The 26,956-nt window shown below is 60.3% G+C and carries 20 protein-coding genes; 10 read left to right on the forward strand and 10 right to left on the reverse strand.

Annotated elements, in window-relative coordinates; translation table 11 throughout:
• Positions 1 to 98: 98 nt before the first annotated feature.
• A complete protein-coding gene (locus EIK79_RS10455; protein ID WP_124955066.1) occupies positions 99 to 1,451 on the forward strand; it encodes a cytochrome P450 in 1,353 nt (450 codons plus the stop codon).
• Between the two features lie 118 nt (positions 1,452 to 1,569).
• Here the strand turns inward: EIK79_RS10455 and argS are convergent, their stop codons facing one another.
• Entirely contained in the window at positions 1,570 to 3,405 is a 1,836-nt protein-coding gene (gene argS, locus EIK79_RS10460; protein WP_124955067.1) for an arginine--tRNA ligase, read from the reverse strand.
• A gap of 128 nt (positions 3,406 to 3,533) precedes the next feature.
• Here argS and folP point away from each other — a divergent pair, with 128 nt between their 5' ends.
• Complete coding sequence (gene folP / locus EIK79_RS10465; RefSeq protein WP_124955068.1) at positions 3,534 to 5,957, forward strand: dihydropteroate synthase; 2,424 nt, start codon at positions 3,534 to 3,536, stop codon at positions 5,955 to 5,957.
• A gap of 36 nt (positions 5,958 to 5,993) precedes the next feature.
• Here folP and EIK79_RS10470 read toward each other — a convergent pair whose 3' ends face one another.
• The gene (locus EIK79_RS10470; protein ID WP_124955069.1) at positions 5,994 to 7,412 is read right to left on the reverse strand and encodes an aryl-sulfate sulfotransferase; all 1,419 of its coding nucleotides are present in this window, start codon (positions 7,410 to 7,412) and stop codon (positions 5,994 to 5,996) included.
• Between the two features lie 163 nt (positions 7,413 to 7,575).
• Between EIK79_RS10470 and EIK79_RS10475 the strand changes: the two genes are divergently transcribed.
• Complete coding sequence (locus EIK79_RS10475) at positions 7,576 to 8,589, forward strand: lysylphosphatidylglycerol synthase transmembrane domain-containing protein (RefSeq protein ID WP_124955070.1); 1,014 nt, start codon at positions 7,576 to 7,578, stop codon at positions 8,587 to 8,589.
• A gap of 4 nt (positions 8,590 to 8,593) precedes the next feature.
• On the opposite strand, the gene EIK79_RS10480 is transcribed toward EIK79_RS10475, so the two are convergent.
• Positions 8,594 to 9,583, reverse strand: a complete 990-nt coding sequence (locus EIK79_RS10480; RefSeq protein WP_124955071.1) for a TackOD1 domain-containing metal-binding protein — start codon at positions 9,581 to 9,583, stop codon at positions 8,594 to 8,596.
• Between the two features lie 154 nt (positions 9,584 to 9,737).
• Here EIK79_RS10480 and EIK79_RS10485 point away from each other — a divergent pair, with 154 nt between their 5' ends.
• Positions 9,738 to 10,739: a glycosyltransferase gene (locus EIK79_RS10485; protein ID WP_233738092.1), complete on the forward strand. Its 1,002-nt coding sequence runs from the start codon at positions 9,738 to 9,740 to the stop codon at positions 10,737 to 10,739.
• 11 nt (positions 10,740 to 10,750) lie between these two features.
• Here EIK79_RS10485 and EIK79_RS10490 read toward each other — a convergent pair whose 3' ends face one another.
• Positions 10,751 to 11,962 carry a glycosyltransferase family 4 protein gene (locus tag EIK79_RS10490; RefSeq protein WP_124955073.1) on the reverse strand — a complete coding sequence of 404 codons (1,212 nt, stop codon included), beginning with the start codon at positions 11,960 to 11,962 and terminating at the stop codon, positions 10,751 to 10,753.
• Between EIK79_RS10490 and EIK79_RS10495 the strand changes: the two genes are divergently transcribed.
• The 4 genes from EIK79_RS10495 (at position 11,853) to EIK79_RS10510 (ending at position 19,679) form a co-directional block, all read left to right on the forward strand.
• A complete protein-coding gene (locus EIK79_RS10495; RefSeq protein WP_124955074.1) occupies positions 11,853 to 13,388 on the forward strand; it encodes a flippase in 1,536 nt (511 codons plus the stop codon). The two genes, EIK79_RS10490 and EIK79_RS10495, sit on opposite strands and share 110 nt — an antisense overlap.
• 50 nt (positions 13,389 to 13,438) lie before the next feature.
• The gene (locus EIK79_RS10500; protein WP_124955075.1) at positions 13,439 to 14,470 is read left to right on the forward strand and encodes an AIR synthase family protein; all 1,032 of its coding nucleotides are present in this window, start codon (positions 13,439 to 13,441) and stop codon (positions 14,468 to 14,470) included.
• A complete protein-coding gene (gene thiD, locus EIK79_RS10505) occupies positions 14,467 to 15,834 on the forward strand; it encodes a bifunctional hydroxymethylpyrimidine kinase/phosphomethylpyrimidine kinase (protein ID WP_124955076.1) in 1,368 nt (455 codons plus the stop codon). The genes EIK79_RS10500 and thiD overlap by 4 nt, the downstream gene beginning before the upstream one ends.
• Before the next feature lie 281 nt (positions 15,835 to 16,115).
• Positions 16,116 to 19,679: a HEAT repeat domain-containing protein gene (locus EIK79_RS10510; RefSeq protein ID WP_185715587.1), complete on the forward strand. Its 3,564-nt coding sequence runs from the start codon at positions 16,116 to 16,118 to the stop codon at positions 19,677 to 19,679.
• A 49-nt stretch (positions 19,680 to 19,728) separates the two neighbouring features.
• Here the strand turns inward: EIK79_RS10510 and psmB are convergent, their stop codons facing one another.
• Both psmB and EIK79_RS10520 read right to left on the reverse strand, forming a co-directional pair.
• Complete coding sequence (gene psmB, locus EIK79_RS10515) at positions 19,729 to 20,460, reverse strand: archaeal proteasome endopeptidase complex subunit beta (RefSeq protein ID WP_124955078.1); 732 nt, start codon at positions 20,458 to 20,460, stop codon at positions 19,729 to 19,731.
• A 50-nt stretch (positions 20,461 to 20,510) separates the two neighbouring features.
• Positions 20,511 to 20,732, reverse strand: coding sequence for a hypothetical protein (locus EIK79_RS10520; protein ID WP_124955079.1), 222 nt, complete (start codon positions 20,730 to 20,732; stop codon positions 20,511 to 20,513).
• A 365-nt stretch (positions 20,733 to 21,097) separates the two neighbouring features.
• Here EIK79_RS10520 and EIK79_RS10525 point away from each other — a divergent pair, with 365 nt between their 5' ends.
• Positions 21,098 to 21,466 (forward strand): DUF555 domain-containing protein, encoded by a 369-nt coding sequence (locus EIK79_RS10525; protein WP_124955080.1) that lies wholly within the window; start codon positions 21,098 to 21,100, stop codon positions 21,464 to 21,466.
• A gap of 53 nt (positions 21,467 to 21,519) precedes the next feature.
• A complete protein-coding gene (locus EIK79_RS10530) occupies positions 21,520 to 22,065 on the forward strand; it encodes a CBS domain-containing protein (protein ID WP_124955081.1) in 546 nt (181 codons plus the stop codon).
• Positions 22,066 to 22,102: 37 nt separating this feature from the next.
• Here EIK79_RS10530 and purM read toward each other — a convergent pair whose 3' ends face one another.
• The 4 genes from purM to EIK79_RS10550 form a co-directional block, all read right to left on the reverse strand.
• A complete protein-coding gene (gene purM / locus EIK79_RS10535) occupies positions 22,103 to 23,116 on the reverse strand; it encodes a phosphoribosylformylglycinamidine cyclo-ligase (RefSeq protein ID WP_124955082.1) in 1,014 nt (337 codons plus the stop codon).
• Positions 23,117 to 23,254: 138 nt separating this feature from the next.
• Positions 23,255 to 23,911: a zinc metalloprotease gene (locus tag EIK79_RS10540; protein ID WP_185715588.1), complete on the reverse strand. Its 657-nt coding sequence runs from the start codon at positions 23,909 to 23,911 to the stop codon at positions 23,255 to 23,257.
• Positions 23,911 to 25,392, reverse strand: a complete 1,482-nt coding sequence (locus EIK79_RS10545) for a TraB/GumN family protein (protein ID WP_233738094.1) — start codon at positions 25,390 to 25,392, stop codon at positions 23,911 to 23,913. Before EIK79_RS10545 ends, EIK79_RS10540 begins: the two co-directional genes overlap by 1 nt.
• Before the next feature lie 171 nt (positions 25,393 to 25,563).
• Positions 25,564 to 26,850 carry a hemolysin family protein gene (locus tag EIK79_RS10550; protein WP_233738100.1) on the reverse strand — a complete coding sequence of 429 codons (1,287 nt, stop codon included), beginning with the start codon at positions 26,848 to 26,850 and terminating at the stop codon, positions 25,564 to 25,566.
• Positions 26,851 to 26,956: the final 106 nt, after the last annotated feature.

Raw genomic sequence — 26,956 nt, forward strand, 5'->3', positions numbered from 1 at the left:
AGCGAGCTGACGTTTCTCTAACTGATGTATCCACCGACCGTCTGGGTGTGGAGTGAAGAGCGCACTCGAACAGAGCGATCGTCTGGAGGGCCACGCTAATGGCCCGGAATGCAATCGAGCGGCCGCCTGGCCCGTCGGGACTCCCCCTCTTCGGAAACACGTTCGCGTTCGTCCGTGATCCACTCGCTGCGCTCCAGCGGTGGGCGAACGAGTACGGCGATATCGCGTATCTTCGGTTTCCGGGACGATCGACGTATTTGCTCACCGATCCAGAGCACATCGAGCGGGTGCTCGTCACCGAAAGTCACACGTTCACCACTGGCGATCTCAGACGAGACGCGTTCAGTGGCATCGAAGACGAATCACTCGCGGTGAGTGAGGGTCAGACGTGGCAGCGCCAGCGCCAGCAACTCCAGCCGGGGTTCTACCGCAAGCGAATCACGTCCAACGCTGAAACGATGGTGAAACACGTTGAACAAACAGTCGATAGATGGCCAATTGGAACAACGATAGATGTCATGCGGGAAATGGATCGTCTCACGCTGGCAATTCTCACGACGACGCTGTTCGATCACGAGATGCATGAGAATCAGGCTGTCGTGCGCACTGCTGTCGATACACTGATACAACAGACCGATTATTCCGAGATCGGAACGATCATTCCAAACTGGATACCGACGCCTGCCAATCGTCGTTTTCAGCAGGCGACGAACGACCTCCACTCTCTCATTGAAGATCTCATCCGCGAGCGGCGGCACACGGACACGGACGGCGACGATCTACTGTCACTGCTTGTCGGCACCGACGATACGACGGACGCAGACGGAGGCCTCTCGGGGACGGAACTGCGCGACAACATTGTCGGCTTGCTGCTGGCGGGCCACGAGACATCTGCATTGGCACTGACGTACACGTGGTATCTCCTCTCGAAGAATCCCGCCGCTCGACGGCAGCTCCACACCGAAATTGCCGACGTATTGGACGGCACAGCACCGACGGCCGATCAGTTGCCCGAACTCGAATACACCGAGCAGGTCCTGCTTGAATCGATGCGTCTCTATCCGCCGATATACGGGATCGCTCGTGAGCCAGTGACGGACGTGACGATCGGCGGTTACACCGTTCCGGCGGGCGCAACGATAACGATCCCCCAGTGGGTCGTCCATCACGACGGCCGATTCTACGACGACCCGGACGCGTTTCGGCCCGCTCGGTGGTCGGCTGAGCGGGACAGCGAACGGCCCGAATTCGCATACTTTCCGTTCGGCGGCGGCCCACGCCACTGTATTGGCGATCAGTTCGCTCTAATGGAGATGAAGCTCGTGCTCGCAACGATCGCACAACGGGTTTCCTTAGAGTTGGTGTCGGACGCTCCGTTGGACTTCACCGCGTCTGTCACGACGAGACCGACTGCCCCGATCGAGATGGTCGTTCGAGATGACACTGTCTGAGATCAGTCATCAAGCGGTGACGTGTCATCATCGTTTCAGGCGTGGGTTCTCGGTGGATGTCTCCGCGACTGATTTGTTCCCGTTTGCCGACACGAACCGATCGCCGACAAAGCTACGATCACATCCGCTTCAACATTGGAATTCCGGTGATTTCGAACGCGGTTTCGAACATCTCGACGGTGGCCGCCACAAGCACGAGCCGGCGTTCTCGGGACTGTTCTGCGTCGAGCACTCGGTTCTCGTGGTAGAACTTGTTGAACGTCCGCGCTAGATCCAGTAGATACTGTGCCAGCGGTGCGGGATCGTACCGTTCCTCACAGCGTTCCAAAACGAGGGGATAGCGCGCCAACCGGACAGCGAGCTGGTGGTCGAACTCGTTAAACGGCTGGTCTGCGACCGCGCTGGGTTCGGACACGTCGGTATCGGCTTCATGTAAGATGTTCCACGCGCGCGTCGCCGCATACTGGACGTACGGGCCGGTATCACCTTCGAGCGACGTCGCCTGCTCGGTGTCGAACGTCGTGTTTTTCGTCCGGCGTTTGGCGATGTTCTCGAACCGAACGGTGCCAAGCGCAACGCCGTCGGCGATCTCGTCGGCCGTTTCCTCATCGAGCGTGAGATCGTTCTCCTCGACCACCGACCGCGCGTTCTCGCGCACCCGGTCGAGCACGTCTTCGGCAGTAATGAGCCGTCCCGCGCGGGTCGACATGCTCCCCTCGGGCAGGTCGATCAGGCCGTAGTCGACGTGCGTGAACTGAATATCGGTGTAGCCGAGCTTCCTGGCCGCAGCGAACAGCTGCTGGAAATACTCGCGCTGCTCGCTGCCGACCACGTACAACAGCTCGTCGTACCCCTGCTCGACGCGGTACGCGATCGTGGCGAGATCCCGCGTGCCGTACGTCGTCGTGCCGTCGCGTTTGGTGATCACGAACGCCTCGTAGTCACCATCGTCTTCGTCGAGATCGATGTCCGCATCGGTACGAACGTCGGCCTGTTCGGGATCCTCGACGTTCGTGAGGTCGTCGTCGTAGATCGGAACGACGTACGCACCGTCATCGGTCTCGATGGCGATCCCATTGTCGATCGCAGTCTCTCTGATCTGGCTCGTCCAGCTCTCAGTCACGTAGAAGCTCTCGCCGTGCCACGTGTCAAAATCGACACCGAGTCGATCGTACGTGGCGTCGAACCGACTCCGACTCGCGTCAGAAAACCGCTCCCACAACGCACGTAGTTCCGCGTCCCCCGATTCGAGTGCTGCGAAATACTCCCGGCCCGTATCACGCAACTGTTCTACGTCCGCTTCGCGGCCCGATTCTTCGAGTTCAGTTTCGTGCCGGCCGTACCGCTGGTACAGTTCCAAAAGGTAGTCGATCGGTTCCGCTTCGAACCGCTCGGTGTCCTCTGCCTGTTCGAATTCATAGAGGAGATGTCCGAACTGCACGCCCCAGTCACCGATGTGGTTGTCCCGGACGAGATCGTAGCCCCGCGCCGCGAGCACGTTCCCAAGTACGTCACCAAGTACCGTGTTCCGGAGATGTCCGATGTGTAACGGCTTGGCGATGTTCGGAGAGGAAAATTCAAACAGAGCCGACGTGCCCGTGCCCTCAACAACACCGTATTCGGAGCCTTCGTCAAGGATCCGTTCGAGCGTCTGCGTCGTGAACGTCTCGTCGATGTGGAAATTGATGTACCCGCCAGCGGTCTCGATGGTGTCGATTCCCTCGATCGGTCCTCGGTCTCGGAACGCGTCAGCGAGATCCGCCGCAATATCGGCTGGCGGTCGACCGAGTTCAGACGCCAACTGGAACGCGATGGGCGTCGCCAAAAGTCCCTTTCCCGCGTCGGTGTACTCGTTGATTTCGATCGGGTCGGTCGTCGTCGCCGCTGCACACCCCCACTCTTCGAGTATCGTCGTCATATCCTCGATGATATGATCACGTAAAACCTGCAGCATACACGTAGTGGCGATTTGGGTGGTTGTCGGTTTCAATCTATGGAAAATGGATCACACAACCGTTCCGACCGTTCTGAGATCGCTGAAGAGTTCGACAACGTAAAGCGGCCGGTCTGGAAACGATCTGTATGGAGTATTACGAGGCCGCGAACTTCCTGTTCGACCTCAAGCGATACCCATCACGCAAGGGTACGGAGGCGACCCGGGCGCTGTTGGCCGCGATGGACGATCCCCACGAGGAACTCACGTGCGTACAGATCGCGGGATCGAACGGGAAGGGGAGCACCGCACGGATGGTCGAGCGAGTGCTCCGGGAAGCCGGTCTTTCGGTCGGTCTGTTCACGTCGCCGCACCTCACCGACGTGCGAGAGCGGGTCCGGGTGAACGGTCGCAAGATCAGAAAACAGGCGGTTACGGCGTTCGTTTCGGAGATCCGCGAATACGTCCTCGATGCTTCAAGCCAAGGAGCGGCACCGACGTTTTTTGAGACACAGACGGCGCTGGCGTTATGGGAATTCGCCCGCCAAGACGTGGACATCGCCGTATTGGAGGTTGGTATCGGTGGCCACCACGACGCGACGAGCGTCGTCGATCCCCTGACCAGTGCCGTCACGTCGGTGACGCTCGAACACACAGCGCTGCTCGGTGACACGCGGGCGGAAATCGCCCGTGACAAGGCCCACGTCGCTGGTGAGTTGCCCCTCGTAACCGGTGAATCGGAGGAAACACTAGCGGCGATACGGTCGGTCGCGGGCGAGGTCCACACCGTCGGCTCAGGAAGCGACACCGATGTTCAGGCGCGGTATGAGGGACGGGATGGACTGACCGGAACCGTGACGCTCACCGGATCAGACTGGTCGGTTGCGGCGTCGTTGCCCCAGCTTGGCGCGCATCAGGCAGTGAACGCCGGGATTGCCGCAGCACTGTGTCGGCAGGTGGCCGACGTCACCGAGCAGGCGATCGTTCGCGGACTGGAAACAGCGTACTGGCCGGGACGGTTCGAGATCATGAGTCAGGAGCCACTCCTCGTGTTAGACGGGGCGCACAATCCCGGGAGCTGTGCGACGACGGCCGAGACGCTCGACTCGTTCGACTACGACGAGCTTCATCTCGTGTTCGGGGCGCTGAGTGATAAGGACCACAGGGGAATGGCCGAGACGCTCCCGGAGGCGGCGACGGTGTACGCCTGCGAGCCGTCGATCGATCGCGCGGAGGACGCCGACGCGCTCGTCCGTGCGTTTGATACCGATAGCACCCGCGTTGTTCGATCGGTCGTTTCCGCGGTTGAATCCGCGCTTGACGCCGCTGCTCCCGAGGACTGCGTACTCGTGGTGGGATCGCTGTACACCGTATCGGAAGCCCGCCAGCGGTGGGTGGGAACCCAAACGCCAAAGCGCGTCTCCAGCATCGCAGACGCACGCGCTGCGCTCACCGAAGCGGATGTCACACAGGCCGGCGTCTGGCGAATGCGAGGCAAAGGCGTCCACCGAGTCGTGAAGCTACGGCTGCAGCCGCGTCAGGCCCGGTTTCTCAAAGAGGAGTTACTCAGTCTCGGCGGTGAGTGTGCGATCTCGGGCTGTTCCTCGCACACGCACGAACCACGGTATTTGGACGTGGTTGCGATGGGGACGCTCGCGCAGTTCAAGCGACTCATCGAGAAACTCGACGGACAGCCCCACGGACTGGCAGTAGTCGGGGACGATCTCAAACAGACGCTCGACATCGGGACCGCCCCCGAGAAACATGGGTATCCGTGGGATGACCGAGTGGCGGTGATGGGAATCGTCAACGTCACTCCAGACAGCTTCCACGACGGTGGTGCGTACGACACAGTCGAGGCTGCTGTCGCCCGTGCTGAGGAGCTAATCGAGGACGGGGCGGATATCCTTGATATCGGTGGGGAGAGCACTCGCCCCGGCGCGGATCCCGTTCCGACTGAGACCGAAATCGAACGCGTCGTTCCGGTGATTGAGCGACTCGCTGATCGCAACGCACTGGTGTCGGTTGACACGCGCAAGGCAGCGGTGGCGCGTGCAGCACTCGAAGCCGGCGCGGACATACTCAACGACGTTTCGGGACTGGCCGATCCCGATATGCGTCATGTGGCGGCCGACTACAACGTGCCGACTGTCGTTATGCACAGTATCGAGGCACCGGTCGATCCTGAAACCGATGTGACGTACGACGACGTGGTCTCGGACACGATCGACGAACTCGCTGAGCGCGTACTGCTCGCGGAAAAAGCCGGGCTTGACCGTGACCAGATTATCGTCGATCCCGGGATCGGGTTCGGGACATCGGCAACAGAAAGCTTCGAACTCCTCGGTCGCGTCGGGGAATTCCACGCGCTCGGCTGTCCCGTGCTCGTCGGCCACTCCCACAAATCGATGTACGACCGCGTCGACCGCGCTGCCGGGGAGCGACTCCATGCGACCGTTGCCGCGACCGCCATCGCGGCCGAACGCGGCGCAGACATCGTCCGCGTTCACGACGTGAAAGAGAACGTTGCCGCCGTTCGGACCCAACGAGCGGCGTCCGATCCGGACGCCTGAACGCGTCGAACGACGATCACCTTCCACTGCTCGTTTCTAATACAGCCGATCGCCCCGGAGCCACCCGATAACGAACTGCCAGAGCAACCCGAGACTGGCGAGACTGCCACACAGGATTGCGATCAGTTCCTCCAGCCGTACCCACCCCGGAAAGACGAAGCCTGCCCACGATTCGAGCGACTGGATCCGGTTGATGAGCGGGTGTGTCCGATCGATAGTGGTGTTGTTTCGGTGCGTGAGATCCCTGACCGATTCTTCCGGAACGCCGAGCCGATCGGCCTCGTATACGATCCCACGGCTGTCGCGGAGTGAATATCGCCACACGATCGTTCCGTTGGGGTTGATTTCGAGGACGCGGAAGTTCCGAGAATCAGTGACGAGGGTGTTTCCGTTCGGGAGCCGATCTGCGTCCCGTGGCCATTGGAGTCCGCGATCGGCCGGTCCGTCGTACAGCCAGTGAATCTCTTCGGTGTCAGTATCGAGTTCAATCACGCGGTTGTTCTCGCTGTCAGCGACGAGCATCGTATCGTTGTCGAGGCGCTGGGGATTGTGTTGCTGGTTGAGAAGATCGGTGTTGCCGGGCTTGCCGATAACATCTACGATGTCGTTCGTTCGGGGATCGACTTCGAGTACTGCGTCGAAGTTCCGTATCGAGAGTTGGAAATTGCCGTTCGGACGCTTGTCGATGTCGTTCATGTGGGTCCAATCCGCCTCCGGATGCTCCTGAGGCGGTCCCCCATACTGTTCTTGGAACGCGCTTCCAGCACTGAGATGATCAGTTGCGTTCCACGACCACGTGATGTCACCGTCCTGATCGACCGTGAACGCACGACTGTTCCCCATATCGATGATCGCTGTCTGGCCGTCGTCGAGTCGATCCGCGTCGTGGACTTCGTGATGAGCGATGAACGCGTCGTACCAGTCGTACTCCCACACGACGGTGTTGTCCGCTGGATCCAACTCGACGACGCGGTTGTGAACACAGCTTTCCTCGGCACCGGATCGGTAGGCTTCTGGACAGTCATCACCGGTCACTTCTGTCGCAACCGACATGAGCACCGTATCGTTGTCCGTCACCTCCCCGTCGAACACCCGGGAATTCGGCTGATCGTACGTCCACACCGTCGTCCCGTTCGGAGCGACGATCCGCGCCGCGCCGCTGTTCGAACCGAACCAGTCGTGTGTCTGGATAGTGATCAGCGTGTTTCCAGGCGACAGTATCCCGGTCGTGTCGTTGTCAAAGGCGTAGCCGATGTCAGTGTCGGTGTTGCCAAGGGACGCGTTCGCCTCTCCCGGCGGTGAGGGTGATCGCTCACCACTAACAGCTCCGAGAACGACGACGACCGCACAGAGGAGAATGATCGTTCCGAGTAAAACCATGCGCGGGCGGCGGTCAACGGGCTCCGACGACGGATCGGGGCGTCCGCGACTGGGCAACAAACGTTTCGGCTCCATACCAGAGATCGACCAGTGTCAGCACCTTCCTTATTTCGACGGTAGAGACAGAGAAACGTAAAGTGTGGTACTATTACACTGGATCCTCACTTGTTCGAGCGAGGCGTGAAGAGGGACTAGAGACCGAGATGTTCATTGGTGTGGTCTGGATCTGTATAGTCGTATGCTCAGGGAGAACGCCCGGTCGATCATCGCTGGATTCGTTGGTTCACTGCTTGTGCTCGCAGCGATATACTGGTTCGTCGGTATCAACCAGACCGTCTCGAAGCTCTCGATGGCCGACACCGGGGTTCTTGTGCTCGTGTTTGTGGGTGCGGTCTGTTGGATCGTTTCGTGGGGGTTAGCGCTCCGAACCGTGCTCGGAGTGCTCGGCTCGACGATTTCGCCATTGAAGGCGACAGCGATCTTCTCGGGCGTCCTGTTTGCGAACAACGTAACGCCGTTCGGGCAGGCGGGTGGAGAACCGATCAGCGGGCTGTTGATCTCGCGAGCCACTGATCGACGCTACGAAACGGGGCTTGCGGCCATTGCAAGCGTTGATGCGCTCAATTTCATTCCGTCGATCGTCCTTGCGGTGTGTGGCGTGGGCTATTTCTTCGTGACCACGACGTTCGTCGGAGATCTCCGGTACGCCGCAGGCACGGTAGTCGTGCTGGCGCTGCTGGTTCCGATGGGGTTCTATCTGGGGTGGCAGCATCGATATCGACTCGAACGCGCTACTGTCGGCGCTCTCACGCCGGTCGTGCGGTTCGTCCGGCACACGCTGCTACGGCGCGAACCGCTCGGACAAGCGGCGATCGAGCGCCGCATCGAGGGGTTTTTCACCGCCATCGAGCGCGTCGGCTCGACCCCCCGGAAACTGGCGCTCGCACTCGGCCTGTCCGCACTCGGCTGGCTTGCCCAAGCCGCCTGTCTGTGGCTGTCGCTGTTCGCACTCGACCACTCCGTTTCTCTGAGCGTTGTGCTCATCGCTGTCCCGCTCGGCGCGATCGCTGGCGTCACACCCCTTCCCGGCGGACTCGGTGGTGTTGACCTCGTGCTCATCGGAGTCATTAGCGCGCTCGTTACAATCAACCAACCGACTATTGTGGCTGCGGTTCTCATCCACCGGGCTGCGGTCTATCTGTTTCCGACGATCGTCGGCGGCGGTATCACGGCTGCGATCGCAAGTCGGTGAGCGATCAGTTGAGCTGCCGTCGGACGCTGGATGTGAGACGCTGAAGCATAGAAGATGAGTGTTCGGTGCGCGTCGCCGTGGTGTACTCCCGCTCCAGAGAGCCATCCTGTTGGTAGCTCAACAGTCCGATGTCGTGGTTCTGGGCGAGTTCTTCGGCTTGTTTGGTGACCGTTCCAGATGTCGAGACGAGTACGGATCTGGCATCTACCGCCGCTGCGGCCGTGTGGAGCCGCTCAACGTCTTCTTGCTCCGGTCGTTCGTGAACGGCACCAATGACGCGGTCGCCCAACAGGTCGTCCTCTCCGTACAGATGGACCGGCGTCTCCGTGCTGTCGTTTCGAATGTACGCGTCCACTTCCACCGTGAATCCTCGCTCGTCGAGCATCTCCGCCAGTGCCTGACGTGCCGACAGTTGTGTCGTGAGCCATTGCCGTCCGTACTGTTCGAAGCCGTAGCTGTAAAGCACCCACTCGATCGCTTTGTGTGGCTCGCACACCGACAGACACTCCCGACACCGGAGCGCTCCCACTGAACCGGCCGCAGACTCGCCACACGTCTGACAAACGTGTTGCTGTAACACTTCCATCTGTTCCGGACGGACGGCGAGCTGACAGTCCGGACAGGCGTATTCGCCCTCGCCCACCCGAAACTGCTCTTCTGGCGCAAGACAACCGCACTCGACGTGTTTGTACAGTTCCTGCTCGATCGTGTTCTGTGAACCGCACTCTGCGCAGACGGTCGTATACCGCATCCCGTCGCGCCCACACTCGGGGCAGACGTAGGCTTTCTCTCGAAACTCTCGATACAGTATGTCTCGTCGCGCCAGCGATTCTAACACTGAATAGGCATCTGGATCATTCGCGTCGAGGTGTTGCTCCACGTCCGGATAGCTCACCTCCCCCTCCTCGTTGATTACTGGTGAAAACTCCTCGACTGTCCCGTCTGCCAACGTCTCCAACAGACGAAGTACCCCTGGTGTGGCCATGCGTTTCATTATTCGATAGCTCTCCAACCTATTAACTCCTATTCCATGTCCGTTGGTAGAATTTTACGACCCTTCTAGAGCGGGATTGATGCTATCACTGCGGGTGTGAAACGGCTTCGAGCTATCGGCGGGTTTTCCTTACCTGCGCTCGACGCGAGTGATGATGGGGGACGAAAGTAGGGCACGAGTGCTTTGGTTCACTCCAGACAAGCCCGAACATATCAGTGTCGGTCGTCGTCGGATCGCGCAGCGTCTCGAAGCGGATGGCTACCGGGTAACGGTGTGTGGGACGACGCTCGGGACAGTGCGGTCGGCAGTAGGCCACCGGAAGCGGTACGACGCGGTGATCGGAACGACGCGAGCGGGTGCCGTGGCAGGGATGTTTCTGTCGGCTCTCGGTGGGCCGCCACTCGTCGTCGACCACGTTGATCCGATCGAACAGTTTGAGACCACCCATCCGTGGTGGGTAGCCGTTCCCGTACGGTGGCTCGAACGGGTTGCGTTCGCCGTCGCCGCCCATGTGCTGTACGTGTACAGCGAGGAGCGCGAGCGGGTGCGTCGATCGTCTGAATCGGTTTCGAACACCGATCTTCCGGTCGATTACGATCGCTTTGCTGATCCGTCCCAAGAGCGCGTCGCAGTCGCTCATGAGCGGCTTTCGTCGCTCGACGCGGAGCGAACCCTCATCTACGTCGGTGGTCTCGAACCCATCTACCACATCTCTGCGTTACTCGACGCGATGTCGTCGCTGCCGGCATGGACGCTCGTCGTGCTCGGAACCGGTTCGCTCGAACCCGAGGTTCGACGCGCGGCAACCGAACGGTCGAACGTCGTGTATCTCGGCACCGTTCCCCACGAAGACGTACCGGGCTATCTCCACGCCGCCGATGTCGGCGTCTGTCTGGTCGACGATCCACACACGCTGAAGGTGCTCGAATACGGGGCTGCTGGCCTGCCAGTCGTCCAGCTTGCTGGACGAGCGGAGTCGCGTCTGGATGGGCTGGTTACCTTCTGTGAACCCACGCCGGCGGACATCGCGCGCGCTGTTCAGTCCGCCGCTGATACTCCCCGATCAGGGGCGCTGCAGACGTTCGTCCGACAGTTCGACGTGGAGACCGTCGCTGACGACTACGCGAACGCACTCGAAACGGTGATCACGGCGTAATGTCGACCGATTCATCGGTTCAGGAGATCGTCCCACGCGTCGAGATACTGCTGGGCCGCACGCTCGGTGTAGTCAGTCATCCGCTCCCTACTCGCGATCGAACGGGCGGCTCGGTGGCGTGGCTCTGAGAGCAGTTCACTCACAGCGTCTTCGATTCCGGCCGGCGTCGGCGGACAGAGCTGTCCCGCGGTTCCGACCGCCTCGGCGGGACCGCCTGTCGCCCCACAGACGACCGGTAACCCAGCGGCCTCTGCTTCGAGGACGGCCATCGGCAGCGCGTCGAGGTAGCTGACGTAGACGAACAGATCGGCGCTCCCGAGCAGTTGCGGAACGTCGTCCCGGTGTCCCAGCAGCTCGACACGATCGCGGTGAGGGTACGACGCGACGAAATCAGCGACCGTGTCGAACTCCTGTCCGTCGCCAGCGATCACGTACCGGAGATCGTCGATCGTCTCAAAGACGGCGCGCAACCCTGCTAGAATCGTCGTAACGCCCCTAGCTTTCTGTGGATATCTAAGATTCGTAACTGTCAGTATCGTCGTCTCCGAATCGTCTGCGGACGTGGTGTTACGAAATCGCGCTACGTCGAACGGTCGATCGACCACCCGATTCGGACCGATGGCGTAGTGCCGACGCATCGCTTCCCGACAGGTCCGGCTCACAAACAAGGTACAGTCCGCATTGCCAATCACCTGCCTCGTGCGGTGTTTGATCGACTGGTGTTCGATCCAGCTGTGCTGGCCGTGTGCGTTCGTGTAATCATCCCACCCTCGGATGCAGACCACCAACGGCGTTCCGTACACTCGTTTCGTGAGCAGGCCCAGCAGTCCGTTCCGTACCGTCTCGTCGGCTTGGAGCAGATCGTACCGACCAGACAGCGTCCGGGCCACGCGGCTCGGAACCGATCGTGATTGTGAGAGCACATCAATCTCGTAGGCGGGATCGAGTCGCTCGGCGGTCGCCGCGAGCGCCGCCGCAAAATCCTGTTGGGCGTGGAGCAAGGCGATCCGTGGCATTGCTCGGGTATGGGCTGTTCGTCGTGAAACGACCACCGGTTCACCTGATCGCAACGGATCCACAACGACTACCACAGGGTGGTGCCTATCGACGGTCGTGTCTTCGGATTCGGACGATGCGCTCACACGGGTGGCTTCTGGTGGGGGGATCGTACTACTCGGTGTGGTTCTGGAGCTTGGGATCTCCTTTCTCGCCAAACTCCTCATCGCCCGCGTCCTCGGTCCGGTCAACTACGGCGTGGTTTCGCTGGGCGTCACCACGATGGTCGTCGTCTCGACGCTCGTGTTGCTCGGGTTGCACACGGGGGTTGGTCGGTATCTCCCCCGGTTCGAGGGTACCGCCGACCGTAGGGGGGTGGTGGTATCGGCGTTCCAGACTGCGGTGCCCCTTGCCGTCGCTGCCGGTGGCCTTGTCTATGTGTTCGCACCGGTAATCGCCACTGCCGGATTCAGTGATCCCGCAGTGACGCCGGTTCTCCGCGTGTTCGGGCTGGTGATCCCGCTCGCTGCCGTGATGAAACTCGCCATCGGAACCAGTCGCGGACTACAGCAGGTGTTTCCGAAGGTGTCCATCCGGAACATCGTGCTGCCAGTCGTGCGGTTCACGGCGGTGATCGTCGTTCTGTGGCTCGGGTTCGACGCGCTCGGGGTGGCGTGGGCCTACGCGATCGCCTATACGGGAGCGATGGGTGTCGGTCTCTACTTCCTGTGGCGAGACACCGATCTGTTCGCGTGGGGATCTCCGGCCACGCCTGTGCGTCGGGAACTGTTGGCGTTCTCCGCGCCGTTAGTGATCTCCACAGCGATGACGTTCGTGTTCTCTGATATTGACACGTTCATGCTCGGGTACTTCTCTTCGACAGGCGACGTCGGTATCTACAACACGGTGTATCCGCTCGCCCATCTGCTCGCCGTTCCGATGAGTTCGTTCGGATTCATCGTGATGCCCGTCGTCTCCAAACTCCACGAACGCGGCGAGCACGGCACCGTGCGACAGCTCTACCAGACCACTTCGAAGTGGATCTTCCTCGCGTCGTTTCCAGTGTTCGCCGTCATCGTGCTCTTTCCAACACACGCAATCAGCCTCACGTTCGGTCCGGCGTACGCGGACGGCTCACTCGCACTCGTCGTGCTTGCCGGCGCGTTTTTCACGCACGCGATCGCCGGTCCCAACTTCGATCTGCTCACGTCGATCGGCCGAACGCGGCTCATCATGTACGATGACACGTTCGTCGCGCTTCTTAACGTCGGTCTCAATCTCCTGTTGATCCCCCGGTATTCATTTCTCGGCGCGGCGATCGCAACCACGATCGCGTACGTCCTGATGAACGTCCTGTACAGTCTCCAACTGTACTTCGAAACCGGCATTCAGCCGCTCACACCGGCACTCCTCCGAACCGCACTCCTCGGCACGACGACGATTGCAGTTCTGTACGGGATCGTCCAAACCCTGTTTACGGTGACAGTGTCCGTCTTCCTCGGAACGGTCGTCGTGTTCGGTCTGGTGTACCTCATCGTCGTCGTCCGTGTTGCGATCGAACCACAAGAGGTCGAACTCCTGTTGGACTTCGAAGAACGGTTCGATCTGAATCTCGGCGTGTTCAAACAACTCGTGAGTCGGCTCCGGAGCTGAGCCACCCGTCAAACCGTCCCACCTAATACCACTCGGTCATACAACCGGGTATGGCCGAGTTTGGAAAGATCGATCGGTCGTTTTTCGACGCGTACATCCAGCCGAACCTCGGAGCTGAGCGCGAGGACGTGACGCTCTGGCCCGACCACGGGGTGGATTTCGGAGTGATCGACGTTGATGGGACGGCTGTCGTCATGGCGACTGATCCCGTCTTCATCATGCCGTCGCTGGGCATGGAGCGCGCGGCGTGGTTCGCGTTTCACATCCTCATGAGCGACGTAGCGGTCTCGGGACTCCCACCGAGCCATCTGAGCATCGATTTTAACCTCCCGTCCGACATCACTGATGAGGCGTTTGAGACGGTATGGACGACGATGGACGCCGAGGCGACCGAGTTGGGAGTGAGCGTCGTCACCGGTCACACCGCTCGGTATGAGGGCTGTAACTACCCGATGATCGGCGGCGGAACGACTGTCGCAGTCGGTGATCACGACGACGTGATCCGCCCTGACGGCGCGCAGGTCGGTGACCGCGTCGTGATCACCAACGGTCCCGCTATCGAAGCGACGGGACTGCTATCGGTCCAGTTCGAGTCGCGGATGCGCGCGGAGCTGGACGAAACGACCGTTGACAAGGCGAACGAGCGGTTTTACGACATGAGTCCCGTCCGTGACGCGCTGACGGCGGCTGACGCGGGACCGGTGACCGCGATGCACGACGCGACCGAGTGCGGCGTGTACGGCGGACTGTACGAATTCGCGCGTGCAGCGGGCGTCGGACTCGATGTCGATCGGAGCGCTATTCCGGTGGCTCCGGGCGTCGAGGAGACGTGTGCCTTCTTCGATATCGATCCGTGGTCAGCGATCAGTGAGGGCACACTCATCGCGTCGGTGCGCCCCGACGGCGTCGACGACGTGCTCGGCGCGCTCGAAGCCGACGGTATTCCGGCCGCTGTCGTCGGCAGCGTCGTCGAGGACAGCGGCGTCGTCGTGGACGGCGAGCCGATCGACCACCCCGGAAAGGATCCGTTCTGGGCGGCGATGGCGGAGTACGCCGCGAAAGAGGAGGCGAGCAACGAATGAGCCGAACGGACGCGCCGACTACCCTGCCAGTCACGCTGACGATCGCCGGAAGCGATTCCGGTGGTGGGGCAGGGATTCAAGCCGATCTCAAGACGATGGCCGCGTGTGGGACGTTCGGGACCTCGGTCCTCACGGCGGTGACCGCCCAGAACACCCAGGGAGTCAACTCCTCCTTCGCCGTCCCCACAGCGGAAATCGACGCCCAGCTCCGGGCCATCCGCTCGGATTTCGATATCGCTGCTATCAAAACAGGGATGTTGGCGACGGCCGAGACCGTCGACCTCGTCGCCGAACACGCGCGTTCGTTCGACTGCCCGCTCGTCGTCGATCCGGTGATGGTCGCAACGTCGGGCGACCGCCTGCTGGCCGAGAACGCGATGGACGCCTACGACGATCTTATTGCGCACGCAACGCTCGTCACGCCCAACACCGACGAGGTGGCGATGCTCACGGGAATCGAGCCGGAGAACGAGCGCGACATGCGCGACGCTGGCGAGCGACTGCTTGACCGTGGATGTGACGCTGCCCTCCTCACTGGAGGCCATCTCCCGACAGACGACGTGCGCGACGTGCTTGTTACGCTTGAACACGTTCACACTGTCACCCACTCGCGGATCGACACGGTGGCGACACACGGTGCGGGCTGTACGCTCTCCAGTGCTATCACTGCCTACCTCGGACGGCAGTCCGACGGCGACGATGGAGATCTCCGCACAGCAGTCGAGGCGTCCACCGCGTTCCTCGAACGGGCGATCCGGTACCACCACGACGTGGGGGCAGGACCGGGAGCCGTCCACCACGCGGTCTCACTGCGCGAACGCGCAGCCAGACAGCCCGTACAAGAAGCAATCGCGGCGCTTGTCGACTCGCTCACTGCGGAAAACGTTCGGGCATTGGTTCCGGAAGTCGGGATGAACGTCGTCGGAGCCACGCCCTACGCAGAGACGACCGACGAAATCGCTGCTGTCGAAGGTCGGATCACGAAAACGATCGATGGGATGCAACCGAACCGAGGCGTGCGCTTCGGTGCGTCGAGTCACATGGCCCGATTCCTGCTCTCGTTGCGCGAACACGATCCCACCGTCCGTTTCGGTGTGAACTGTCGGCTCGGAGACGACACCGACGCCGCGCTCGACACGCTTCAGTGGCCTGTCGGTGCGTACGATCGGAGCGAGGAACCCACTGCCGACGTGGAGGACTCGACTATGGGGTGGGGCGCACAGCAGGCGTTCAACTCCGTCGCTGGGACACCCGTCGCCGTCGTTGATGGCGGTGCGCACGGCAAAGAGCCGATCGTGAAACTCCTCGCCCGCGATCCAGAGACGCTGCTCGATAGGATCACGACGCTCCACGACAAACTGTGATAAAAATGGGGGAACAGCACGTGGTGGGATACACCATCTCCGGTCTGTACGACAGCGCCGGGGATATCAGTGTGGGTATGCGAGTGTGATACGTCAGCCGCTCCCCCGTTTGCACTACGATGGATGACAGTAAGTGCCTTCTGGTATATAGACAAAATATTGATAACATCATCTCTAGTATGCGTCATGAAATGTTATCGGATGGACGCATCTCCCGACAATGCTTACTCCGTTCGGGCCGTTTCCCAAACGGTTATCACATGTCTCTAATAGTAGGATGTATGGATCCGGAATCCCACTCCGGTGAATTCGACATCTCCCTCGATCAGATTTACGCCGACCCAGACGATATTGCAGATACGGAAATTCCCTCCCTCGTCTCGGTTCTCGACGGCGAAACGGAGATGGAACGGCCCGTGAGTGAGACCGGACACACAGCACAGCTGCTCGACACCGATCCTGAAGAAACGGATCCCGAGCGGCTTATTGCTGCTTCGCGCTTGCGACTGTTCGTCAGTGCTGGTTACCGGGACGCCGTTGCGACGCACGCGGAGACGATCATCGCCGGGATGACTGCGGACAGCAACAGTGTTTCCCTCCGACAACAGGCCGCCCACATCGTGATCACGATCTTTGCGGACGAGCGCGTGGACATTTCACCGGTGTCGAACGAGTTCATCGAACACACAGACGCACTCATCGAACTTCTGGAGGCTGATCTTCCGCGTGTTCGTCGGGCAGCAGTGTACGCGATCGCAGCGGTCGCAAAACAGTCGCCGGGATCCGCCGCTCCCGCCGTAGACGCGCTCATCCCGCTGTTGGACGAGGGGTCGTCCGATCTCGATCAGAGGATCGTAGCGGCACTCACTGCGATCGCGGAGAGTTCACCGACGGCCGCTGTCCCTGCCATCGGTCCACTCATGTCACTCCTTGAAGCCGACACGCAGACGACTCGGGTGCGAGCCGAGTACGCGATCAAGCTCCTCATCGAAAACGCACCATCAGCGCCCGAAACAGCCGTCGACCACCTCATTCCACTGCTCGACAGCGACAGTTCGTTCGCTCAAAACGCCGCACTGGAGGTACTCGCCGGAATCACGCTCACTACTCCGGAATCCGTGGCGTCCGTGGTCGAGGAGATCACACCGTTTCTCACTGGAGACACCTATCAGCAAAAGATCGCGGTGTGTACGCTCTGTGAGATCGCTGAAGCGTCGCCGGCGGCGGTCGTTCCTGCTGTCGATGACATCGTTCCGCTGCTCGATGCTGAGGATCAGATCGTCAAAAGCGCGGCGGTGCATACCATCGTCGCCATCGCAGAGGAGTCACCGTCGGATGTCACCGAGGCGTACGATTCGCTGTTTTCCCTTCTTAACGCCAAAGAGACGAATGTACAGAAGGCTGCCATCCACGCTATTATCGTTATCACGAGCAACGTCCCGGAAACAGTCGGTCCCGTCATCGAGTCGTTGCTTTCCCCCCTCGATACCGATGAATCGTTCGTCCGCGAACAGGCTGCGCGCACGATTGCAGCGCTCACCCAAGGTGAGACACAGCCGGCCGTTCCCGCTGTCGACGCGCTCACGACGCTTTTGAACGCCGACGAATCCGTGGGGCGAAAGCTGGCAGTGCGCTCGATCGTCGAGATCGCGTCCGACGTTCCCGACACCGCTGTGCCGGCAGTCGATCCATTGTTGTTTCTTCTCGATTCGGATCAACCAGTAGTTCAAAAGTACGTGGCGGCAGCGATCATGGTCGTCGCTGCTTCCTCTCCACAGGCAGCAGCACCCGCAGTCAGGCCTCTCATTTCGTTGCTCGGGCAGGACAACGACGTTGACGGTCTCGTCGCGCGCTCGCTCGCTGAAATAAGCGTCGATGATCCCGATGCGGTGGTCCCTGCCGCCCAAGCGATGATTCCGTTGCTCGACGCCGAACGGATGTCCGTCCGAACGAATGCGGTGCGCGTGCTCGCTAGCGTCGCTGAAGTGGACCCGACCGCCGTGGTACCGGCAGTCGACTCGCTCAGTCGACTGCTCGACAGCGATGAGCGTCTCATCCGGTGGAAAGCGGCGTGTGCGCTTTGTGATGTTGCCCTCGAATCCCCGCGAGCGGTCGCCCCCGCGATCGAAGCACTCACGCCGCTGCTCGACAGCGAGTGGACGTCTCTCCGGAAGAAAACCGTTAGCATCGCCGCTGAGGTCGCTCGCGTTTCACCGTCCGCAGTGGCTCCTGCCGTGGAACCGCTTTCGATGTGCTTGGACGCAGACGAGGCGGCGATCCGACGGTACGGGGCGTGTGCGCTCGCGGAGTTAGCGAGCGAGCACCCCGAGAGGGCAACCCCCGCAGTGGATCGGTTGGTGGCCCAACTCGCCGGAGAGACAGACCAACAGTACGTCCAGGAGTGTGCAGTGCAGGCACTCGCAGAGATCGCCACGACGACACCGAGGGAAGTAGTACCGGCGATCGACACGTTGGCCGATCTGTACGACGCCGACTCGGTCACACTCAAAGAGAACGCGCTGTACGCAACCGCCGAGATCGCCACCTCCATGCCTGAATCCGTGGTTCCGGTCGTCGACTCGCTCCTCCCTCACCTCACCGCCGAAACGGTTCCTGTTCAAAAAGCCGCGATCCGATCGGTCGTGTTAGTTGCAAAACACCTTCCGCCGACGATGGTTCCGGGTATCGACTCGCTGCTTCCCCGTTTTGGGGCCGATGAGATCCGTGACCAGCGGACGACCGTGGAGGCACTCACTGCGATCGCCTCGATTCCGCCGGAGAACGAGGACCAGCGCGTCGAGACCGAGCGTGAGAACGCCGTCGCTACCCTTGGTCGGTTGCTTGAGACCGGTGACACGCTCGGACGGAAGTTCGCGGTGACTGCGTTGGCAGTGATCGCTGAGAGTGCGCCCACGGCTGCTGGGACCGCGATCGACTCGCTCGTTCCCCTGTTGAATGACGACGATCCGTACGCCAAAGAGCTGGCAGTGCAAGCGACTGTGCTGATCGCGTACGGTTCGCCCGCGTCAGCCATGCCTGCCGTGGACGAACTGATCACCCTGCTTGAAGACGACAACGTCTATCTCCAGCACGGGGCGGTGATCGGTATCGGCTGGATCGCCAAAGGCTCGCCAGCGGCAGCAGTTCCGGCTACTGACGCCCTCGTTTCCTTTCTGTACAGTCACGAGAAACTCGTCCGGAAGACCGCGGTGTACGCGATCGCACAGATTGCAGACAACGATCCGGAGGCGGCACTGCCAGCCACAGACGCGCTGGAACACTGTCTTACTGCGGACGATTCGTACGTCCGCACGCACGCTGTCGGAGCACTCGAATCGATCGCGCTCGCTCCCGCCGGTGACACGATGCCACCGATCTGTTCGCTGGCGGCACTCGTTGACGACACCGATCACGCTATCCAGAAACAGGCTGCGCGCGCAACCGCCGCGATCGCAACGACCCAACCGGGAACTGCCGCCCCCGCGGTTGACGTGCTCGTGGGGCATCTCGACGCCGACCGAACCACACAGGAGCTTGCAGTCCGGACGATCATGGAGATCACGAAACACGCGCCCAATGCGGCGGTGTCGGCCGTCGATCCGCTCGTTTCGTTGCTCGAAACCGGCGATCAGATCATCCAAAAGAACGCCGTGGCTGCTATCGCTGCGGTCGCTGAGGCCGCACCGAACGCGGTCGCAGACGCGGTTGAGCAGCTCGTTCCGCTGCTCGATACTGACGATGAGTTCCTCAGAGCGACAACCATGCGAGCGATCATGCCAAATACTGACGCGACTCGAAAGCGCTTGAGCGTCGGTCATCCGAGACCGAGTGAACGAGCCTTGTGACCACACAATTAGCCCCACGATCGAGCAACAGAAAACAGTCCGGAGCAGGTTACAGAACGTCGTCGAACTCTTTGTGGCCTTGGATCGCAACGCCGTCCTCGGAGATCTCAGCGAGGAACACGCCGTTGCCCGAGCCAGTATCACGCTCGACAGCAGCCTTGATGCCGCTCGCAGCGACGGATTTGGCCTCTTCGATCGAGAGATCGTCGCTGTACTCCCGTTCGAGCGTGCCGTACGCCACGGTGAGTCCCGAGCCAGTAACCGTGTAGTCGTCTTCCATCACGCCACCGGCGGGGTCGATGGAGTAGACGTGTGTGCCCTCTTCGTCGATGCCGCCGAGAACGGGATTGATAGCGAAAAACGGACCGCCGCGGGCGTAGTTACCCGCGATGGTCGAGAGCGCGTGAATCGACATCTCTTCGTCACGGCGCACTTCGTACAGGTTCACTTCCGCGCGAATGTTGCGGATGAACGACTGGGCGCCGCCGACGCTGCCGACGAGCGTCATAGCGGCTCGTGGGTGGATCTGTTCGACCTTCTGAACGTTCTTGTTCGACACGAACCGGCCACCGAGACTCGCACGCATATCCGTCGCGATGACGACGCCGTCCTCGGCCGTGATGCCGATCGTGGTCGTCCCCGTCTTGTTGACCTGCTCTACGTCGGCCTCCGACACGTCCGGCAACGATCCGAGCTCCGGCTCGTAGATCGGTGGTTCGTAATCGCGCCGGTCATGGACCGATCCACGCCCCACGCCCTGTGTGAACTGTTGTTCGCGCATTACCACGAGGTACCCGCCGTGTGCTGATAAAAGCACCCCTTCGAACACCGCTACTCCTCATGGGAGGGAGCAACCCGACCGAGCGCCCGGTGGAACGGAAACGGAATCCCGACCGCCTGCGCGAGCATCCCGACTGGTAACAGCAGGATTCCCGCAACGATGAGCACCTGATACAGCGCGAATAGGACTTTCGACCGAAGCCGTTCAAACATGTCCTTATTGCTCGCAAGCCGATCGCACGTATATATGCGTTTCGTCGTCTCTGCATTCACGATCAGGCTTCCGTCATGCGGTTTTCTGTTGAATACCGCCAACCGGGACGGTGATCCAGTTGCTCCAGCGTGACCGAATCAATCGTGGATGAATCACGAGAGCGATAGAACTGATCGAAATAACGTATGCACCCCATCGGTGTGACGTGCGCGCTCCCGTCTGCTATTACGGGATACGCACTGGTTACTATCAGTTACTAACCAAACGCATGATATTACAGATAGATATCTACTATATCATTACCATATCAGTATTGTTTACATATATACCCGGATGGAATGATATCCAATATCCTCAATCAAGTCAGAATCAAATCACAATGTCGAACCACAAAGATGGATACGGTCGAATTCTAAGCGGGGGCATGAGCAACTATCTCGTCGCTGTCGAGGCAGCGTGGCTCGTGCGAGACGTGGAAAGTATCGACGACGCGATCGGTGTGGCAGTCAGTGAAGCTGGGAAGCGTCTCAACGAGACCGATATGGATTACGTGGAAGTGGAGATCGGCGCAACGGAGTGTCCGGTGTGCGGTGAACCGTTCGACTCGGCGTACATCGCTGCCGACACTGCGCTCGTGGGGTTGGTCCTCGAAATGGACGTGTTCAACGTCGACAGCAAACAGCACGCACAGCGCGTCGCAAAGAGCGAGATCGGCGGTGCGCTCAGGAACGTCCCGCTCAAAGTAATCCACACCGTCGAGTTAGAATCCGACTCCGATGAAAACACCCAATGAGACGACAACATCCCATCGACAACACTTTTGAATAACTAGTGGTTATCTCGGGTATGGAACTTCCGACGCCGGAGGACCTCCGAGAATACCGCAACGACTTGGATCTCACCCAGAGTGAACTCGCTGACATGGCAGAGGTGTCCCAGCCGCTCATCGCCCGCATCGAGGGGGGTGATGTCGATCCGCGGCTCTCGACGCTCGGGCGGATCGTTACGGCTCTCAACGAGGCAGGGGGATCGCTCCGCCGGGCAGAAGACATCATGCACAGCCCGGTCGTGGGGATCGCGCCCGACGACAGTGTCCGAGAGTCGATCGAGCGGATGAGCGAGGAGGGTTATTCACAGCTCCCCGTGATCCGCGACGGCTACCCGGTTGGCATCGTCAGCAACACCGATATTCGGCGCATCGGTGATGACGCCTCACCCGGTGATCTCCCAATCGCGGACGTGATGCGCGAGTCGATCACGACCGTCACGACCGACGCGACGCTCAACGAGATCGACACGCACCTCAATCATCACGACGCGATCATCGTCATCGATAACGGCGAGATGGCCGGTATCATTACCGAAGCCGACATCGCCGTTCACATGTCGTAGTCGGTTTGCGTACCACTACCGTTCAGCTGTGGACGAATCAGGAGTTGTTTTCTTCTATCGTCAGCCCACGAATCTCAACACTGCCAGTTTCCGTATTGTCTTCCTCGATGTGGCCAATGATCCGTCCGTCGGTGTTCTCGACAATCGACTCGGCGTCGTCGGAAGGGAGCGCGGCGACGAACCCGGTGCCCATGTTGAACGTGCGGTGCATCTCCTCGTCGGTGACGTTGCCTTCCGTTTGGATGAGTTCGAAGATCGGCTGGCACTCGAAGGGAGCAGTGATGACGTATCGGAACGCTCCCATCCGGAGGAGATTCGTCCAGCCGCCGCCGGTAACGTGTGCAGCCGCGTGGGTGTCGTGGCTCCACAACGGTTCGAGTAGATCGGTGTAGATCCGTGTCGGCTCTAATAATTCCTCTCCGATCGTGCGCGAGTCGTCACTACCGGGGAACGGATCTGTGTAGTCGTGTCGCTTCGTGAGGGCTTTTCGGGCGAGCGTCAACCCGTTCGAGTGAATCCCGTCGGACGGAAAGCCGACGAGTGCGTCACCAGCCGCCGCGTTGCCGGAGAACACCGTGTCTTTGGGTGCGAGACCAGCACAGGTGCCTGCGAGATCGAGTCCGCTGACAACCTCGGGCATTACTGCGGTTTCTCCACCAACAAGTGCGACACCCGCCGTTCGTGCTCCATCAGCCAGCCCTGTCCCGAGCTGTTCGGCTGTCGCGTCGTCGGGTTCATCGATAGCGAGATAATCCACGAACGCGACCGGTTCGACGCCCGCCGCCACGAGATCGTTCGCGTTCATTGCGATACAGTCGATGCCGACCGTCGAATAATCGCCTAGCGCCTCCGCCACGAGGAGTTTCGTCCCGACGCCGTCGGTCGCCAGCGCGAGATACTGGTCTCCGATGTCGATCAGCCCCGCGTAATCGCTGTCTTCTGTCTGACCATCGGTCTCTCCGACTGCACCGAGCAACGCTGCTGTGGCCGCTTCGCTGTCAGCGATGTCCACGCCGGCGTCCGAATACGTCATCCCCTCGTCCTCAGTCATATGGCTGAGTGAGAGAGGAGCACCGAGAAAAACACTGTGATCTTCATTTTTCCGACCGAATGCCCCTTGTCCAAAAGAAGGAAGGGGGCGGTCAGCGGCACCCAACTTCATGAACGGCGATCGATCAGAACGATGGTCTCACAGTCCGAAGCCGACGAACAGCACCGCCCAGACCGCAAGGGCGGCGGAAACGGTGAACACCAGCGCGAACACGATGATACTCCAACCGATCACCGTTCGGCCGTCGAGCGGACCGAACGGTAGCATGTTGAACGCCGCCAGGATCAGGTTGACAGAGACACCGAGCTGTCCAGCTTGTAACAACAACCCATCAGGAGCCACCACGACGAGGGGGAAGAAGACGGCCGCCAGCAGGAGGTTCGTGACTGGTCCAGCGACGGCGATCAACCCGTTCTGTCGGGATGTCACCTCCCGGCCCATGTGGTAAACTGCACCGGGGGCGGCGAACAGAAAGCCCGCAAGCCCCAACCCGATAGCGAGCGCGAGCATCGTGTAATCCGCGCGGAACTCCGCAACGCGACCGAACCGGATTGCAACGACCTTGTGAGCGAGTTCATGGAGCAGGAACCCGACGCCGACGGTGCCCATGCTCATCAACAGCGTTACAATTGCGGTGTCGAGCGGGAACTGGCCGGTGGCACCAAGCAACCCGAACGCCACATCACGCCGGAAGAAGAACGTGAACGCGACACCGAGCGCGAGCCACGCAGCACCGAGATCACGGATTTCACGCCCGCTGAACCGTATCTCTCCGCTTTTCTGTTGTTGATACATCACAGCACACCCCCTACTCCGTTCATGAGTATCTCAAAACTCCGTTGGGCCCCCTCGACCATCAGTTGTACGACCGACACGTCTCCAACGATGTAGGGAACCGCTACCACGAACAGCCAGGTTCCGATGATGCTTCCGACGTTCGTCAGGCCGACCACGAGGATGAGTTTGAACAGCGGTACATCTCGCATCCGGGCGAAGAGGTCCATCAGTGGACTTTCTTCATCGTCGAGGATCTCGTTCAACGTGGCGATATCGGTGACGTTCACCGACGTGTACCGCAACTCCACGTAGCCCGCGAACCAGCCGGGCGCGAGCATCGGATTGAGCGAGGTCAGCCACGCCAGCGCACCGCCGACGGCCGCACTCGACCAGTGAGCACCACCCAGCCGCGAGAGCGCGAACGTCCATACTCCGTTGAACAGAAACCACGCGCCGACGAGCTTGAGAAAGAACTCGCTCCTGACGCCCGCCATCGCTATCAGGACGAAAAAGGCCAGAAACACGAGCGTGAAGAGATACCCTACGAGTTTGTACCACGAAAAGCGCGATCCCTGTTGTTCTCCGGCGAGCGATTCCATTGGTGGGAGGGTTTTCGGCGCGTTGAGATACCCTTCGATTCCGGCTCGGTGCCCAGCACCCACGACCGCGACCACGTCTTTGCCTGACGCCTGAAGCGCCACCAGCTTATGAGCGATGTACGCATCACGCTCGTCGATGAGCGCCTCAGCACCGCCCGGAGAAAACCGACGGAACTCCTCCATCATGGCGGTCACGACATCCCCATCGGTTAGCTCTGCCAGATCGAACTCCTCGATCGCTTCGGCGTCGTCCGGATCGCCCCACGCGCTGAGCAGTAGGGTAATCGCCAGTCCGATCACTGACCCCGTGGCAAGCGTGACGATAATCGTGTCGAACACGCTCACGAGAGATCCTGTCCCGAGCGGGGTGAGAACGAACGGACCAGCCAACGATTCCGCGATGACGGAACCGAGCAGGCCGAGCGAAAGGCCGATATACAGGCCGATGACTGGTCCACCGGCCAAACTGTACCCCAACTCGACGACCAGTTGGAGCTTTTCACGTACTGACAGCCGCGCCCAAAACCGTTGGATCGTGACCTGAATGTCCCGGTCGACGAGCGCGACGCCGAGTCCGAGTTCTTCTGCAGTATCGACGGCGGCCATCATCTCCGCACCGGGATCGATGTCGAACTCGTCTCCGAGTTGGGTCTGAACGTACGACAACATCCAATACGCTAGAAACTGGAAAACTGTGTTCCCGTGGAGCAGATCGCCCGCATTGAGGTCGTCGGGCTGTTCGCCTTTCATCTGTCGATACCGTCCTTCGTCTAGCTCCACGGCGACGACATCCGGGCGTTCCTCCTCAATGACCTCTTCGACCTCCGCAACGCTTCGTTCGGAAACGTGGGCTGTGCCCACGACCCGAACCGATCCATCCTCCGTAGCCCGCGAACTCATTGGAAGCGCTACTTGCTCAGGATCCATCAATATTTCGAGACCAACACCGATCGATCGCGTGTTTGCCAACCGAACGCTTGATACCTACCAGCCCCGTCACGGCAGCATCGTCCCGTCACTACAACACCATCGCCTGCACGCCAGAATACCATCACTATGGTGTTATTTATCTCATTCTGTTTGATGGGGATCAGATGCCGCCGTTTTGGCGTGGTTTGGATCACGAACGATCCGGGCTTTTATGATGCGTGTGTTGTCGACTTGTTCGACGTGAATCGTGATACCGTCGTACTCGATCGATTCTCCGGGTTCGACAAGCCGTCCCGCTCGGTTGAAAACGAATCCAGCGATGGTTTCGAACTCTTCACCTTCGGGAAGATCGATGTCGAGTTCCTCGTTCACCATCTCGATGTTCACCTCACCTCGGACAAGCGCCGTGTCGTCGTCGATGAACTCGACTGGCTCGTCTTCTTCGCCTTCGAGGATTTCGCCCACGATCTCCTCGACCGCATCCTCCATGGTGAGAAGTCCCTCCGTGGTGCCGAACTCGTCGATAACGACGACCATGTGCATTCGGTTTTCGCGCATCTCGCCCAGGAGTTCGTCGACGTTTTTTGATTCGGGGACGTGCAGTACGGGCTGGATGAGGTCGTCCAGTTCGAGATCATCCGACGCTCCATAGTTGCGATCACGGACGAGATCACGGATGTGAACCACGCCGATGATGTTGTCGAGTCCACCTTCGTACACGGGAAGCCGAGCGTGACCGCTCTGGATACACCGCTCGATCCCCTCCTCGACGCTGGCGTCTTTCGACAGCGCGGTCATATCGAGGCGCGGCGTCATCACTTCTTTTGCGATAGTGTCGTTGAACCGAAGCGTTCGTTGGAGGATGTCTCGCTCTTCTTCGTCGAGCACTCCTTCACGCTCGCCGGTTTCGATGATGTCGATGATTTCCTGTCGGGTGACGTAGGACGTTTCGATGGCAGCACGTCCCCCTGTTACCCTGTTCACCAGTCGGGTAAGGAAATCGAATGTGATGACGAGGGGTAACAACACGTATTCCGCTAGTTTTAGCGGCCTCGACACGCGCAAGGCCCACGATTCGGTGTTTTCAATGGCGTACGATTTGGGTGCGCTTTCACCGAACAGGAGCACGAGCGCGGTAATTCCAATCGTGGCAACGGTGACGGCGACGCTCTGAGAGACGTACTGAGCGAGCAGTCCCGTCGCAAGCGATGACATCGCGATGTTTACGAGGTTGTTCCCAACGAGAATCGTCACAAGGAGTCGGTGAGGGTCCGTTTTGAGCTGCTGTAGCGTTCGGCCTGCGGCGTGCTCTTGAGCGAGTGCTTCGATCCGGTGGGAGGCGAGCGAGAACATGGCGATTTCGGAAGAGGAGAAAAACGCTGACACTCCGAGGAGAATGAGGATGCTCACGGCACCAAGTATGGCCATGAGGTCAGGTCCGAGTGTGAACCCACCGAGGAGGTTTAGCTGTGCTCCGACGATATCGGCGTCTGGCGGCACGGTAGCGGCATGCACGGCTGCTGGAATATGGCCC

This window comes from Halocatena pleomorpha, assembly GCF_003862495.1.
In the GTDB taxonomy this organism is placed as follows: Archaea; Halobacteriota; Halobacteria; order Halobacteriales; family Haloarculaceae; genus Halocatena; species Halocatena pleomorpha.